A 13,782-nucleotide genomic window follows, 5' to 3' on the forward strand; every position below is an offset into this window, starting at 1 on the left:
ATGAAAAGGGGTGAAAACGGCATGGCGCAGCCGAGGTTGGGATGGGGGTGACCGGCGCGCCGCTCCAGCGGGGCTCTTGGCCCCGGTGAGGAGGTGGGTGCGATGTCGGTGCCGGTGTCGGTGTCGGTGTCGGTGTCGGTGTCGCACTCTTCGTCGCCGCGGGAGACGTTAGCGAGGCGAGGAAAGATTTGGCAGTGTTAGATTTTCCTCACACCTGGCGACTTCTTGGTGCCCTGCGAGGGCCGGCGTCGTACGGTCGCCGTATGCCCACAGACGAACCCGCGCCGACACTTTCCCTGCGCGAGCGGCGCAGGGCCGCCGCCACCCAGGAGATCCTGGACGCCGCCGAGTCCCAGATCACCGAACACGGCCCCACGGCCCTGTCCCTGCGCGCGGTCGCCCGTAGCCTCGGCATGACCGTGCAGGCGCTCTACCACTACTTCCCGAGCCGGGACGCGCTGATCACCGCGCTCATCACCAAGGCGTACGACGACCTGGCCGACGCCGTCCAGGCCGCCGTCGACACCGCGCCGGACGGCTCGGACACGCCGCGCCTGGTGACCGCGGCCGAGGGTTACCGCCGCTGGGCCATCGACCACCCCGAGCTGTTCCAGCTCCTCTACGGAACACCGCTGCGGCACTACGAGGCGCCCCTCGACGGCCCGACCACCCTGGCCATGGTCCGGATGGGCACGATCTTCGAGCGCGAGCTGTTCGCCGGCTTCACGGAGCCCCAACTCGCAGCGGCGGACGCCGCCACGTCCCACCCCGACGGCCTCCCCCCGGCCGGCACGGGAGCCTTGCCGCCCCCCGCGACGGCGCTGCTCATGAGCGCGTGGGGCCACATGCACGGCCTGGTCATCCTGGAGGTGTTCGGCCACACCGCCTTCCTCGGCGCCCACCAGGCCGGGATCTTCCACATGGCGATGCGCAACCTGCTCCAGGACGTCCACGGCCGGATCCCGGCGGTGGGGGACGTTCCCGACTAGGTCGCGTCGGGGCGGCGTGCCGCGACGACCGCTGAGCTGGTGGGTGTGGTGAGTACTTCGGTGGCGTTCAGGGCCGGATGCGTGAGGTAGAACAGCCGAAGCTCGTCCACCTCGCCCTCGAAGCGCGGCGGCCAGTGCGGCGAGGGCGTGAAGTCGTCCAGGATGAGAAGGCCGCCGGGAGCGAGCAGTTCCACGACCCGCTGGGCGTCGTCGCGCTTGCCACCGCCGTCGCAGAAGAAGACGTCGAAGGGGGCGTGCCGCTCAAGCAGCCGCCAGTCGCCGGTGAGAACGCCGACGCGCTCGTCGTCCGCGAAGACGGCGGCCGCCCGGCGGGCCAGCTCCTCGTCGCGCTCCACGGTGAGCAGGCGCGCGCCGGCGCCGAGGCCGCTGTGCAGCCAGGCGGTGCCGACTCCCGTGCCGGTGCCGCTCTCCGCGACGACTCCGTGGGGCTTCGAAGCGGCGGCCAGCCGGAGCAGCCTGCCCACCTCGGGGATGCAGCTCTTCTTGAATCCCGCCTCGGAGGCGATACGCTCCGCGGCCAACACACGTGCCGGAACAACACGTTCAGCCATGCTCACACCCCACACTCCTGTCAACTTCACCTGAGCCTAGGGCTTCTCGCGCTTCTCGCGCTTACGGGAGGGGAATCCGGTGACGAGCAGGCGGCGGAGCCAGGAACGCCGTCCCGAGTGGTCGGAGTCGTTGTCGGGGTCCTTGTCGGAGTCGTATCCGCAGGGCGGCACCGCGGCGGCGACGAGCATCTGTCCGCTGACCGCCAGCAGCAGCGGGGCCGGCTCCAAGGAGGCAGCGGGTCGGACGAGTTCGTAGTGGGGCATGGCCTCTACGCTCGCCGCGGCGCCCCTCTGCGGTCCAACACCTGTCCCATCCGCATTCACGCACCTGTGTTGTCAGTTCCGTACGCGCCGGTAGATTGCCCGGGTGTCCCGCGACTTCGATCCCCGCCTCCTGCGCGCCTTCGTCACCACCGCCGAGGAACTCCACTTCACGCGCGCCGCCACCCGCCTGTACGTGGCTCAGCAGGCACTGAGCCGGGACATCCGCCGTCTTGAACGCGAGCTGGGCGCCGAGTTGTTCGTACGCACCACCCGTCACGTCCGCCTCACCGCCGAAGGCCTACGGCTGCTGCCGTACGCCCGGCGCGTGCTCGCCGCGCACAAGGCGTTCTCCGCCGCGGCCTCGGCGCGCGAGCAACGGCCGCTGCTCGTCGACGTCGGGGACCGGGCGGCCACCGGGCACGAAGTGCTGGAGGAGACACGGCGCGCCCACCCCGAACTCGAACTCGTCGCCCGCTTCCACAGCGGCCTCACCGGCGCCGCCCAGGAGATCCTCGACGGCCGTCTCGACGCCTCCTTCGGGCGGGTCGCCGGACTCGCCCCCGTCGTGACCGCGCGGCTCGCCCATCTCCCGGTCCGTTACGAGCGGATGGCCGTGCTCCTGCCCGAGGACCACGCCCTGTGCGCGAGCGACCGCGTCCCGCTGAAGGCCCTGGCCGGCCGGACTCTCTACGCGGCGGCGGGCAACCAGTCCGCCGCCGAGTGGACCGACCTCGCCACCCGGCTGTTCGCCGGCCACGGCATCCACCTGGCGGAACCCTTCCCGGAGATCGAGGGCCCGGAAGAGTTCATGCGCGTCGTACGGAAACGGGGCTGGTGGGTGCTGGCGAGCACGGAGTTCATCGACGTACCCGGCATGGCCCTGCGCCTGCTGAGCGACCCCGTCCCCCTGTCACCCCTCTCCCTGGTCTGGCGCACCGGCCTCGACCACCCGGCCCTCGACGCCCTCGCCGACACCGCACGGCGCCTCGCGCGAGAACACCACTGGCTCGACCTGCCTCCGGACGCATGGCTGCCACCGGAGGACAGGACGGCGATGCGGGAGGTCGGCCCGGTCGACCCAGCCGACCCGGTCAGCGCGGTCGGCCCCGTCGGCCCCGTCGGCCGGATCCGCTCCTCGGACCACGCCGGGTGGCCATCAGGACGATCCCGCTCATGACGCGTCGTCCCGCGCGGGAGCGCCGGGGTAGGGTGCGCGGGTTGCAGCGCTCAGGCGAGAGGGGCAGGGCGACGATGCAGGCGTCGGAAGTTCCGCGTGCGGTGGCCGCAGCCAGGTCGATCGCCTCATCACTCGGCCTGACCGCCGACGACGCGATCGTTCTCCAGGACTCGAACAGGCTCACTCTGCGGCTGCTGCCGTGCGACGTCCTGGCCCGGGTGGCGCCTGTGGCGCATCAGGCCGCGCGTTTCGAAGTCGACCTCGCGCAGCGGCTCGTCGAAGCCGGGTGCCCGGTCGCCGCTCTCGATCCCCGGGTGGAGCCACGCGTCCACGAGCGTGACGGCTACGTGGTCACGCTGTGGACCTACTACGAACCCCCGACGCCTCAACCTCATGCGCTCCCACCGGCCGACTACGCCGACGCGCTCGCGCGGCTGCACACCGGCATGCGCACCCTCGATGTCCCGACGCCGCGATTCACCGATCGGGTCGAGCAAGCTCAACAACTCTTGGCGAACCGCGACCGGACTCCCGCCCTCGCCGACGCGGACCGGGAACTGCTCGGCGACACGCTACGAAACCTGAGCCGGGCGATCGGCGAGCGCCGCGCCCCCGAGCAACTGCTGCACGGCGAACCGCACCCGGGCAACGTGCTCAGCACGAAGAGCGGGCCGCTGTTCATCGACCTTGAGACGTGTTGCCGTGGGCCCGTCGAGTTCGACCTCGCCCACGCGCCCGAAGAGGTCGGCGAGCACAGTCCGGGTATCGATCAGGACTTGCTGCGCGAGTGCCGGATCCTCGTACTCGCGATGATCACCACGTGGCGCTGGGACCGGGACGACCAGCTCCCGAACGGGCGGCAGTTGGGCACGGAGTGGCTCGGCCAGATCCGCGCGGCGCTCGGTCGCGGCTGACCTCCGAAGATCCGCGCGCTAACGGCCGTCCCCGGGGCTGAAGCGCCCGGGGACGGCCGGGTGTGTCAGGAGGGAGGACGCCAGCCGTCCTTGACGGTGCCCTGCTGCACGTCGTTGGTGCCGCTGCACTTCCCGTCATCGGGTTCGGGCCAGATCAGGATGGTGTCGACGTCGTTCGCCCAGGTGGTGCCGTTGGGGTGGGCGTAGTTGCCGAGGTTCACGGCTTTGTTCTTCGGGATGCAGAGGTACGCGTCCGGGGAGTGCCCGGTGTCGAGCAGCCAGACGGAGTCGTCGTTACGGGTGTTGACGACCGCGTCCGGATCGTTCCGGATGGACGTCGGCAGGTTCTGGTAGTACGTGTCCTGGTACCAGCCGATGACGCTGCCGCCGGAGTAGGCGCCGGAGTACAGACACACGCGCGGGTACGTGCAGCCGTGCATGCTGTCGGCGGAGGCGGGCGACGCGGTCAGCGGCGTCAAGGTCGCGGCCAGTCCGACGGCGAGCAGGGGCGCCGCCAGCTTTCTGTTCAGTTTCATTCGGAACGCTCCAGGTGAGGTGGTACGGGCGGAGCCGACCGCACCGGCCGGGCTCCGCAACGAGACTGGGGGTTCAGCGCGATGCCCCGCGACAGTTGCCGTGGAAGTGACGTCATCCCGGGACGTCCCGGGCACTGACCTGCTGGGACATCGCCCGCCGAGTCAGTGCGGCGGGACGACCGCGCGAGGGGAACGGCGACACGACGAGGGTCGCTGCTCCGTGTGTACGCCGTGACGGCTGATGCAGAATGAGGCCCGCACACGGGGGGCCGGGGTTACGGTCCATGACGCGAGTGGGGGGACATGTCGCGTTGGAAAGAGTTGCCCGCCGAACTGCATCCGGACGTCCGCCAGTTGATCGTGCGACTGCGCAGACTGAAGGACCGCGGCGAACTGAGTGCGCGGCAACTGGCCGCGAAGACCGGCTACAGCGCGAGGTCGTGGCAGCGGTATCTGAACGGCAGGTCGCTGCCGCCCCGGGAGGCCGTCGAGGCGATGGCCCGCATCGGCGGTGACGACCCGTCCCGGCTGCTGGTGCTGCACGAGATCGCCGCCGAACACTGGGCGGAGGGACGCGAAGCCGCGACCCCTGCCCCGGAGAGCGCCCCGGCCACGCCGGTACCCGCGCCGCCCACGGAACGGCAGCCGTACGGGCGTTACGCGCGCGCCCTCGTCGCGGTGGGAGCGGTGGCCCTCGTGCTGTCCGTCTCCACGTCCGTCCTGCTGGCCGTACGGCTCGCCGACGCCCGCACGGAGCTGGCGGACGAACGCGCCAGTACGGTCGTGGCGACCCCGTCCACCGCGTCGGAGTCCTTGGTACCGGTCGTCTACACCTGCCGGCTGGAGCAGCGTGACGGCCGCTGGTACGCGGGGCTCAGCCGCACCACGGACACCATCCTGGCGTACACCCACGTGGGGCCGATGGTGGCCGAGGCGCAGTGTCTGCTGCGCCGGGCGGGCATCCCGCCGGGAGACATCGACGGCGTCTTCGGCCCGAACACGCAGCGCGCGGTCCAGCGCATCCAGAAACGGGACGGGCTGGTCGTGGACGGTGTCATCGGCCGGCACACCTGGAAGGCCCTCCGGGAAGCGGCACCGAAATGACCGCAGGACGCGCGGGGCACGCGGGACACTCGGGGCACACCCGGCTGAGCGCGGCGTTGCGGGAGTTGCGGGCCCGCACGGGTCTGAGCCTGGTGGCGCTGTCGCAACGCACGGCGTACAGCAAGTCCACCTGGGAGCGTTACCTCAACGGCAAGAGCCTGCCCCCTCGTCAGGCCGTACAGGATTTGTGCCGGCTGGCGAACGAGCCGGACGGGCGGCTGCTGGCCCTGTGGGAGATCGCCGAGTCGGACTGGAGCGGACGCGCGGCGGCCTCGCCCCCTGCCGCCGAGGAGCCACCGCCACCCCCGGCGACCGGGCGGCCCCACGTCCGCAGGGGGAGCCTCATGGTGGTGCTGGCGTCGGCCTGCTCCGTGGTCGTCGGCGGTGTGGCACTGGCGCTCTTCCTGCTGGACCCGGAGGCCCCGCACGACGAACCGCTGTCGGCCTCCGCCCCGTACTCCCTCGCCCCCCAATGCAACGGCGCCGCCTGCGAGGGCCAGGACCCGATACGCCTGACCTGCGGCTTCGCCCCCGACACCCTCACCACCTACCGCACCACCACCGGCGCCCACATGGAGCTGCGCTACAGCGAGAAGTGCGGCGCGACTTGGGCCCTGGTGTGGGGGACCCGGATCGGCGACCGGGTGGAGGTCAAGGCGGCCGGCCCGACCCACGACGCACGCATCAAGGACACCACCGACACGGAGAACTACGTCTCCACCGAGATGACCGCGGCCCACCCCGGCAGCACAGTCCGGGCCTGCTTCCGGCCGGCGTCGAAGGACGGCGAACGGGAGTGCGTCGAGGCACGCGTGGGCGAGGCCAGCACCGCGCCCCGGCCGCAAGGATCCCGGAAATCGCTCACTGGATGAGGTCGGTGTGCGAATGGAACTCCGGGCAGCCGTAGAGCTGCAGGTTGTTGCCCCTGGAGATCTGGACCCGGGTGGGGTTCGACACCCGCTGACCCTTGTCGCGTTCGGCGAGGGCTTGATCCTCGTACGGGGCCCAGCCGACGTTGTCGGCGTGCCATTCGCCCGTAGGTACGGTCAGCAGCGGGTTCATCGCGGTGCCGCAGCCGACGCAGAACCGGGCGACGGGATCGGTGAGGCCCCACGGCGGCCAGCCACCGACCTTCCAGCCGGGGGCGACCGACACCTCGTTCATGTAGAACTCCTCCGGGTCGGTCTCATAGGAATCGTCCACCACACCGGTCGCCTGCCACACGCTCCAGTCCGTCAGCTGCTCTTGCAACTCCTCGCTCAAGGCGAGGAAGTTGGGGTACTCGGTGATCTGCTCCGGTGCGAGTACGCACGGCTCCGGCAGGTAGCAGTCGTACTCCACCTCGGACGGCTTGGGCGGCGCGGCAAGGACGTTGGTGACTTCGGCGGCGACTTGCCAGAACAGCGCGGTCGGCGGTTTGTACTCCGGCGGGTGCTCGGAGGGGCACCACAGCACCTGGAGCAGATCGGCCCGTCCGGGCATTCGCAGGAGGGGTACGTCGCGCGCGTACAGCTGGGCCACGGGCACAAGCGGCGAGACCGGACCCTCGTGCCACTTGTCGCAGGTCGGCCACGGCTGCCGTGCGGGCCAGAGCAGTGGCCCGCCGACGGAGCTGTCGTGCGGCGTGGGCGACCCGGGGCGGGGATGCAGGCGGGTCGCCGTGCGTGCCAGCGGGGCCAGTTGAGGGAAGAGCGCGGTGACGTCGAGTGGCCGTGGCGGGGTGGTGGGAATGGCGTTCATGGCGGCGATGCTGCCAGCAGCCTCTGACACCGGGCGGTCCCGACCAGGTCGCCCAGCCCTCGCCGCCTGATCAAACTGCCGGATCCGAACCCTTCTCCGCGAGGCTGATCGCTGCCTCTCGTCTCAGAGCGCGCCGCAACTCCCGAAGCTGGTCTTCCGTACCCGCAGCGCCTCGCAACACCTGCTGCAACGTGCGCTCCGACTCTTCAAGGGACCTCTGAAGCCTGGCAGCTTCCTCTCGGACGACAGCACTCCAATCCCTGACGGGACCACTGGTTCTGACGAAGTCGGCCAGCGCAATCCGCTCCCGGTAGACCGATACCTGAAGAACCACGAGAGCATCCGACACCTGCATGGCGACATCGTGACACGAGCCAGGACCTATGCGATCACCGCACTAGCCAACGGGCGCGCGGAACGTCCCGGTCTTCACGGCTGCGACGAAGGAGGACCAGCCGGCGGCGGGGAATACGAGCGCGGGGCCGTGCGCGAGCTTGGAGTCCCGGACGGGGACGACGGGGTGGCCGTCAGCGACTTCGAGGCACTCCCCACCGGCGCCGCCGCTGTAGCTCGACTTGCGCCACGCCGTGAAGCGGTACCCGTCGGCGACTTCGAGGCAGTTGCCGTTGCCGCCGCCGCTGTAGCTCGACTTGCGCCACCCCGTGAAGCGCTCACTGCTGACCATGTTCGTGTTCCTCCGCTACGGCCCGGACCAGGGCCAGTGATTCCTTCTGCGCCCACGCGTCACTCAGCGCCAGATCGTACGCCGCCTGACAATGGCTCACCAGAGCCGGATCGTCCATCAAATTTCCGGTGTTCAGACCCTCGACGTACGCGACCGGTGCGGCGTCCTCGAAGCTCATCAGGTCGAGCGAGCTCTCCATCAAGGCGTGCTCCCCCGCCCCGAAGGGCAGCACATGCAGCCGCAGCCGTCCCGTCTCGGCCATTCCGACGATCTTGCGCAGTTGAGTGGCCATCGCGGGCGCCCCTCCGACTTGGCGTCGGATTACGGCTTCGTCCAGCAGCGTCCACAGTACGGGCCCCGACATCCCTTCAAGGATCTGAGCCCTCTCCATCCGGTTGACCACCTTCCGATCAACCTCGTCCGTGCGGTAATTCGCGTGGTACGAGCGGAACAGCGCCCGCGCGTACGCCTCGGTCTGCAACAGGCCGGGCACGAGGGTGAGGCCCCACTGACGGATCTCGACCGCCTGCTTCTCCAACTCCGCCGCAGCCGCGAAGTGTTCGGCGAACTTCGCGTCCAAGTCCTCCAGCCACCGAGAAAAGAACCCATCCGTCCCCAACGCCTGATCGATCCGCTTCGCGTCCGACGGGCTCGGCAGACGCCTGCCCGCCTCGAAGTGGCTGATCAGCGTCGGCGAGCACACCACCAACTGCGCCAACGCCTCCTGCGTCATCCCCGCCGCGATGCGTCGCAGCTTCAGCTCCTCCCCGTACTTCTCCCGAGGACTGCGCGGTACCCGCTGCACCGACATGCGATCAACTCCCGCCCTTGATGTGCGCGTTGTCAAGATCGAACCCCTTCCAGGCTAGCGGCCACCACCCCACTCTGTAAGTGAAATGTCACAGAGAGCAACTTGAGGAGGTGGCCGAATGAACCCCGGCCTCGGAGATTCGGTGGTGCTCCGCTGGAGCCGCCACCCGCGCTGTGTCGGCCTCGCGCGCTGGGAGTTGCGGAAGGCGCTCGCCGGGTGGGGGCTCGCGTCGTTGGAGGAGGCGGCCGTGCTCGTGTTGTCCGAGTTGCTGACCAACGCGGGGCGGCACGCTTGCGTCTCGCCGGGGCGGGAGATCGAGACCTGGTACGTACGGATGTCCGACACGCTCCGTATCGAGGTGCACGACGCCTCGCCCGAGTGGCCCGAGGTCCGCGAACCGGACCCGGAGTCGCCCGACGGCAGAGGGCTCGCGCTCGTCGCCGCGCTCGCGGACAGTTGGGGGGTCAAGGACCGCAACGGGCCCGGGAAATCCGTCTGGGCGGAGCTGTCACTTCATGAGTGACCCGATCCCCGCCACCACCGCCGCCAGCCCCGCCTCGAAGCCCGCGTCGTGGTCGCTGAACAGCTCGAAGCCGGCCGCCGCCGCCAGCGGGTGCTCGGCGAGGCGGTCCGCGCGGGCCGCCAGGTCGTAGCCCTCCACGCCTTCCGCGCCCTCCTCGCCCGAGGCCGGGTCGGGGCCCATCGACTGTTCCTCGATGACGTAACCGATGGTGTAGCTGTACGCGGTGAACCAGGCCCGCGCCGCCCCGGCGGGGGTGAAACCCCCGGCCGTCAGCATGCCCAGATGGCGCTCCATCGGGCCCGCGTACGCCGCGTGGTCGGTGAAGCGCGTGCCGCTGTAGACCTTCGCGCCGTCGCGGTAGCGCAGCAGGTGCTCGCGCAGCCCGCGCATGGCGGCCGCGAGCCCGTCGCGCCAGTCGGCGGGCAGCTCGGCGGGGAGGTCGGCGTTCATCCGGCGCAGCATCTCGGTCGCCATCTCGTCGAGCAGCGCCTGCTTGTCCTTGAAGTGCCAGTAGAGCGCGGGCGCCTTGACGTCGAGTTCCTTGGCGATGGCCCGCAGGGTGAGCCCCTGAAGGCCCGTCTCGTGCAGGAGACGCAGGGCGGTGCGGGCCACCAGGGCGCGGTCCAGTCGTGTCGTAGCCACCTTGACAATTTAACAGCGTTAAGCGCATCCTCCTGAACGAGCGCACTTAACAACGTTAAGGAGATCATGATGAACACGGATGTAGTGGACGTACTGGTCGTCGGTGCCGGACCCACCGGCCTCGCCCTCGCCTGCGACCTGCGTCGTCGCGGAGTCTCCGTACGCGTCATCGAGCAGGCCGACCACCTCTTCCCCGGCTCGCGCGGCAAGGGCATCCAGGCACGCACCCTGGAGGTCCTTGACGACCTCGGTGTCATCAACGCCGTCCTCGCGTCGGGCGGCCCCGCGCCGGTCGGCATGGTCTGGCAGGACGGGGAGCGGCAGGGCGAGCACCGGATGTTCGAGGAGGTCGCGCCGACCGTCTCGGAGCCGTACGCCGGACCCTGGCTGGTCCCGCAGTGGCGTACCCAGGAGATCCTGCTCGCGCGCCTGACCGAGCTGGGCGGGAGCGTCGACTTCGGTACGGCGCTGACCGGGCTGGCGCAGGACGCGGACGGGGTGACAGCGGCGCTGTCAAGTGACCGGCCGCCGATCCGCGCGCGGTACGCCGTGGCCGCCGACGGCGGGCGCAGCACCGTACGCGGTCTGCTCGGCGTCGCGATGACCGGCGAGAGTGTCGACCCGGCGCCGATGCTGGTCGCCGACGTCCGGATCCCGACCGCCCTGGACCGGTTGAACTGGCACTTCTTCGTCGGCGCCGACGGCTCCTACCTGTCGGTCTGCCCGCTGCCGGGTACGGAGGACTTCCAGCTCACCGCGCAGTTCAAGGACGGCTCCGCGCCGGACACCTCGGCGGCGGGCGTACGGTCCGTGGTCGCCGCCCGTACGCATCTCACCGAGGCGGACGTCAGCGAGGTCCGCTGGTCGTCGGACTTCCGGCCGCGCGCGGCGCTCGCGGACCGCTTCACCGTCGGCCGGGTCTTCCTCGCGGGCGACGCCGCCCATATCCACTCACCGGCGGGCGGCCAGGGGCTCAACACCAGCGTCCAGGACGCGTACAACCTGGGGTGGAAGCTCGGGCAGGTGATCCGGTACGGCGCGGATTCCGCGCTGCTCGACTCGTACGAGAGCGAACGCCGCCCGGTGGCCGCCGACATGCTCGGGCTCTCCACCCGTATCCACCGGGGCGAGGCCAAGCGGGGCGGGGCGACCCGTCAACTCGGCCTCGGCTACCGGGGCGGACCGCTCTCCGTCGGCGGCGCGGGGAATCTGCTCGCGGGCGACCGCGCGCCGGACGGGCCGCTGCCGGACGGGGGCACGATCTTCGACGCACTGCGGGGTCCGCACCTCACGCTGCTCGCCGTCGGCACGGACGCCGAACTGCCAGCCCTGGAAGGCGACTTGGTGCACGTACGGCACCTGGACGCGTACGAGCCGTACGGCAAGGGGCTGTTCCTCATCCGTCCCGACGGGTACATCGGCTGGGCGGGCGAGGACGCGACGGGGCTCGGCGAGTGGCTGGCGAAGCTCCGTAAATAGACTTGGCCCATGAGTTCTTCCGACACCCATCTGCCCTCGCTCACCACTGAACAGGCCGAGCGCCTGCGCGAGTTGGTGCGGGGATATCACGCCCGGCGGGGCAACTCCGTGACGGTCAGCGGTGACACGGTCCACTCGGACCGGGGCACCCAGGCGCTGTACAACCTCGCCGAGCTGTGCCGTCGCGCCGAGCCGGGCGCGTGGCCGGGGATCGTGGAGCACCACTTCAACGCCCTTGACGCCGCGACGCGTTCGGCAGAGGCGGGGGCTGGGGCGGTCGCGGGGCCCGGCGCCTGGGCCGAGGACATACGCCGGAGTGTGTATCTGCGGCTCGTGCCCGACGATGCCATCCCGGCGGAGGCCGCGTCGTCGTTCAGCTACACCCGCCCGGTGGCGACCGGGCTACTCGAAGCGCTCGCGCTGGACCTGCCCGACTCGGTGCGGCTGCTGGACGACCGGGACGTCGGCCGTGCGGGTCTTGAGGAACTGCGCTCCGCCGGGCGCGCCAACCTGGTGGACGAGCCCGTCGACTACGACCTGACGCGCACGGACAGCAGGGCGGTCGTGCATCTCGTGACGGGCGAGTCGATGTTCGTCGCGAGCAAGGCGCTGGTCCTCGATGATGTGGCGCGGTCCCTGATCGGGCGTGAACTCCCGCAGGACGGGGCCCTGTTCACCGTACCCAGCCGCCACTTCCTCGTCTTCCACCCGCTGGAGGACGCGAACGCGGTCGGCGCGATCAACGACCTGGCCGCGTTCGGCCTGGGCGCGCACCAGGACAATCCGGGGCCGCTCTCGCCCCGGATCTACTGGTGGCACAAGGGCGCTGTGACCTGCCTGACCGAGATCGACAACGCGACGATGAGCTTCTCGATCGTCCCACCGGACGAGCTGATGGTGATCCTGCGCCGCCTGAGCGCGTAACGCCCGCCGCGGCGCTAGGTCCCGTCCGGACCTACTGCCAGGTCGCGGTGTCGGGGTCGATGCCGTGGGCGCGCGCGGCGGCGTCGATGATGCGGCGGAACCACGTGGCGAGGCCGGCGCGGATGCCGTCGTAGTGGGCGGCGAAGCCCGGATCGGCCTCGTACTTGCGGCCGAGACAGACCTGCATCTGCCGGGTGAGGGGAAAGTACGAGGCGAAGACCTCGCGGTGCCTCTCCACGAGGTGATTCGCCTCCGGGCCACCAGGCGTGACACCGGCGTCCATCGCGTCCCCGAGGGCGCGGTCGAAGTCGGCGACGGTATCGGCGACGGCCTGCCATTCCTCCGGGCCGCGAGAGGCGGAGTTCTCGGCGTACCGCAGCCATTGCGTCGTGTTTCCGTAGCGCTGACGCGCTTCGGCGGACCAGTCAGGGTTCCACCGGGGGCCGAAGATCGCGGCCTGCTGCTCGACGGTCAGCAGCAGGCCGCGCTCATGGGCGTCGATCATCCGGTCCAGTCCGGCGCTGAGCTGCCGGAGGCGGTCGATCCGTTCGGCGACCTGGGTGCGCTGCGCGCGCAACGCGCCGGACACGTCGGCAGTCGCGTCGGCCGCCGAGCCCTCCGTCGAGCCGTCCAAGATGGTCCGGATCCTGTCCAGGCCGAGACCCAGTTCACGGTAGATGACGATGCGGTGCAGGCGTTCCAGATCACCGGTGGTGTAGAGCCGGTATCCGGCAGCCGTACGCAACGACGGTCGCGCCAGACCGATCTCGTCCCAGTGGTGCAGCGCGCGGACGGTCACGCCCAGACGTGTCGAGACCTGCCCGACGGTCAGCCCGTCGGCGTGAGTGGCATCAGGCATGCTCCTCATTGTCGCCGCGACCGACGCCCGGTGCGGTGATCCCGATGGCCGCGAGGTTCCGCGCCTCCGCACTGGCCGGATCGAAGGGCTTCGCCGCGGTGAGGACGATCCGCGCGTTCTCGGGGGTGATCACCTCCACATCGCGGGTGTTCCAGGGAGTGTCCCGTGGGCCGTCGACCGAGTCCGGGCGCAGCGCGCGACAGGCTTCGACCAGCGCATCGATCTGACTGAGCACGCACGCGAAACTGATGCTCATCGCCGGTGCCTGTTCCTGTTCCTGCTCCGGAACGCTCCCCTCCGTGACGAGAAGTACGTCCTGGAACGCCCACCGGCGCAGATGCACCAGCGTGCCGGGGATGCTGAACAGCTCGAAGAAGCCGAGTCCACGGCACCAGAAGTCCGCGGACGCCGCCAGGTCGCTCGTGGGGATCGTCACGAACGCGGGCATTCCGTAGATGCCACGGAACGGCTCCGGCGGAACCGCGTCCGGGCCGGGAGCGGGCACGGGACTTGTCTCGAACGCGTTGTAGTAGTCGCTCATGCGCCCACCCTCCAGCCTCACG

Annotated in this window: 17 protein-coding genes; 8 read left to right on the top strand and 9 right to left on the bottom strand. The window is 70.4% G+C overall.

The window, feature by feature from the left end; translation table 11 throughout:
- Window positions 1–263: 263 nt before the first annotated feature.
- Window positions 264–989 carry a TetR/AcrR family transcriptional regulator gene (locus tag ACFT9I_RS17750; RefSeq protein WP_382565178.1) on the top strand — a complete coding sequence of 242 codons (726 nt, stop codon included), beginning with the start codon at window positions 264–266 and terminating at the stop codon, window positions 987–989.
- Here ACFT9I_RS17750 and ACFT9I_RS17755 read toward each other — a convergent pair.
- Complete coding sequence (locus ACFT9I_RS17755) at window positions 986–1,561, bottom strand: O-methyltransferase (protein WP_382565180.1); 576 nt, start codon at window positions 1,559–1,561, stop codon at window positions 986–988. The genes ACFT9I_RS17750 and ACFT9I_RS17755 overlap by 4 nt on opposite strands.
- A gap of 36 nt (window positions 1,562–1,597) precedes the next feature.
- A complete protein-coding gene (locus ACFT9I_RS17760; protein ID WP_382565182.1) occupies window positions 1,598–1,825 on the bottom strand; it encodes a hypothetical protein in 228 nt (75 codons plus the stop codon).
- 94 nt (window positions 1,826–1,919) lie between these two features.
- Here ACFT9I_RS17760 and ACFT9I_RS17765 point away from each other — a divergent pair, with 94 nt between their 5' ends.
- Window positions 1,920–3,002, top strand: coding sequence for a LysR family transcriptional regulator (locus ACFT9I_RS17765; protein ID WP_382565320.1), 1,083 nt, complete (start codon window positions 1,920–1,922; stop codon window positions 3,000–3,002).
- 74 nt (window positions 3,003–3,076) lie between these two features.
- Window positions 3,077–3,916, top strand: coding sequence for a phosphotransferase enzyme family protein (locus ACFT9I_RS17770; protein WP_382565184.1), 840 nt, complete (start codon window positions 3,077–3,079; stop codon window positions 3,914–3,916).
- Between the two features lie 65 nt (window positions 3,917–3,981).
- Here ACFT9I_RS17770 and ACFT9I_RS17775 read toward each other — a convergent pair whose 3' ends face one another.
- Window positions 3,982–4,452, bottom strand: a complete 471-nt coding sequence (locus ACFT9I_RS17775) for a hypothetical protein (protein ID WP_382565186.1) — start codon at window positions 4,450–4,452, stop codon at window positions 3,982–3,984.
- A 303-nt stretch (window positions 4,453–4,755) separates the two neighbouring features.
- Here ACFT9I_RS17775 and ACFT9I_RS17780 point away from each other — a divergent pair, with 303 nt between their 5' ends.
- Together ACFT9I_RS17780 and ACFT9I_RS17785 are read left to right on the top strand one after the other, a co-directional pair.
- Entirely contained in the window at window positions 4,756–5,556 is an 801-nt protein-coding gene (locus ACFT9I_RS17780) for a peptidoglycan-binding protein (protein ID WP_382565188.1), read from the top strand.
- The gene (locus ACFT9I_RS17785; RefSeq protein ID WP_382565190.1) at window positions 5,553–6,428 is read left to right on the top strand and encodes a DUF2690 domain-containing protein; all 876 of its coding nucleotides are present in this window, start codon (window positions 5,553–5,555) and stop codon (window positions 6,426–6,428) included. The genes ACFT9I_RS17780 and ACFT9I_RS17785 overlap by 4 nt, the downstream gene beginning before the upstream one ends.
- Here ACFT9I_RS17785 and ACFT9I_RS17790 read toward each other — a convergent pair.
- From ACFT9I_RS17790 to ACFT9I_RS17800, 3 genes are all read right to left on the bottom strand, one after another.
- Window positions 6,418–7,296 carry a hypothetical protein gene (locus tag ACFT9I_RS17790; protein ID WP_382565192.1) on the bottom strand — a complete coding sequence of 293 codons (879 nt, stop codon included), beginning with the start codon at window positions 7,294–7,296 and terminating at the stop codon, window positions 6,418–6,420. The two genes, ACFT9I_RS17785 and ACFT9I_RS17790, sit on opposite strands and share 11 nt — an antisense overlap.
- 397 nt (window positions 7,297–7,693) lie before the next feature.
- Window positions 7,694–7,981: a DUF397 domain-containing protein gene (locus ACFT9I_RS17795; protein WP_382565194.1), complete on the bottom strand. Its 288-nt coding sequence runs from the start codon at window positions 7,979–7,981 to the stop codon at window positions 7,694–7,696.
- Window positions 7,968–8,792, bottom strand: a complete 825-nt coding sequence (locus tag ACFT9I_RS17800; protein WP_382565195.1) for a Scr1 family TA system antitoxin-like transcriptional regulator — start codon at window positions 8,790–8,792, stop codon at window positions 7,968–7,970. The genes ACFT9I_RS17795 and ACFT9I_RS17800 overlap by 14 nt, the downstream gene beginning before the upstream one ends.
- Window positions 8,793–8,910: 118 nt before the next feature.
- On the opposite strand from ACFT9I_RS17800, the gene ACFT9I_RS17805 reads away from it, so the two are divergent.
- Window positions 8,911–9,315 carry an ATP-binding protein gene (locus ACFT9I_RS17805; RefSeq protein WP_382565197.1) on the top strand — a complete coding sequence of 135 codons (405 nt, stop codon included), beginning with the start codon at window positions 8,911–8,913 and terminating at the stop codon, window positions 9,313–9,315.
- On the opposite strand, the gene ACFT9I_RS17810 is transcribed toward ACFT9I_RS17805, so the two are convergent.
- Entirely contained in the window at window positions 9,301–9,966 is a 666-nt protein-coding gene (locus tag ACFT9I_RS17810; RefSeq protein ID WP_382565322.1) for a TetR/AcrR family transcriptional regulator C-terminal domain-containing protein, read from the bottom strand. The genes ACFT9I_RS17805 and ACFT9I_RS17810 overlap by 15 nt on opposite strands.
- A 60-nt stretch (window positions 9,967–10,026) precedes the next feature.
- On the opposite strand from ACFT9I_RS17810, the gene ACFT9I_RS17815 reads away from it, so the two are divergent.
- A complete protein-coding gene (locus ACFT9I_RS17815) occupies window positions 10,027–11,436 on the top strand; it encodes an FAD-dependent monooxygenase (RefSeq protein WP_382565199.1) in 1,410 nt (469 codons plus the stop codon).
- Between the two features lie 9 nt (window positions 11,437–11,445).
- Window positions 11,446–12,360 carry a hypothetical protein gene (locus ACFT9I_RS17820; RefSeq protein ID WP_382565200.1) on the top strand — a complete coding sequence of 305 codons (915 nt, stop codon included), beginning with the start codon at window positions 11,446–11,448 and terminating at the stop codon, window positions 12,358–12,360.
- Between the two features lie 31 nt (window positions 12,361–12,391).
- Here ACFT9I_RS17820 and ACFT9I_RS17825 read toward each other — a convergent pair whose 3' ends face one another.
- A complete protein-coding gene (locus ACFT9I_RS17825) occupies window positions 12,392–13,219 on the bottom strand; it encodes a MerR family transcriptional regulator (protein ID WP_382565202.1) in 828 nt (275 codons plus the stop codon).
- Window positions 13,212–13,760, bottom strand: a complete 549-nt coding sequence (locus ACFT9I_RS17830) for a VOC family protein (RefSeq protein ID WP_382565204.1) — start codon at window positions 13,758–13,760, stop codon at window positions 13,212–13,214. Before ACFT9I_RS17830 ends, ACFT9I_RS17825 begins: the two co-directional genes overlap by 8 nt.
- Window positions 13,761–13,782 lie beyond the last annotated feature (22 nt).

It is taken from the genome of Streptomyces sp. NPDC057137 (assembly GCF_042670825.1).
Lineage (GTDB): Bacteria > Actinomycetota > Actinomycetes > Streptomycetales > Streptomycetaceae > Streptomyces.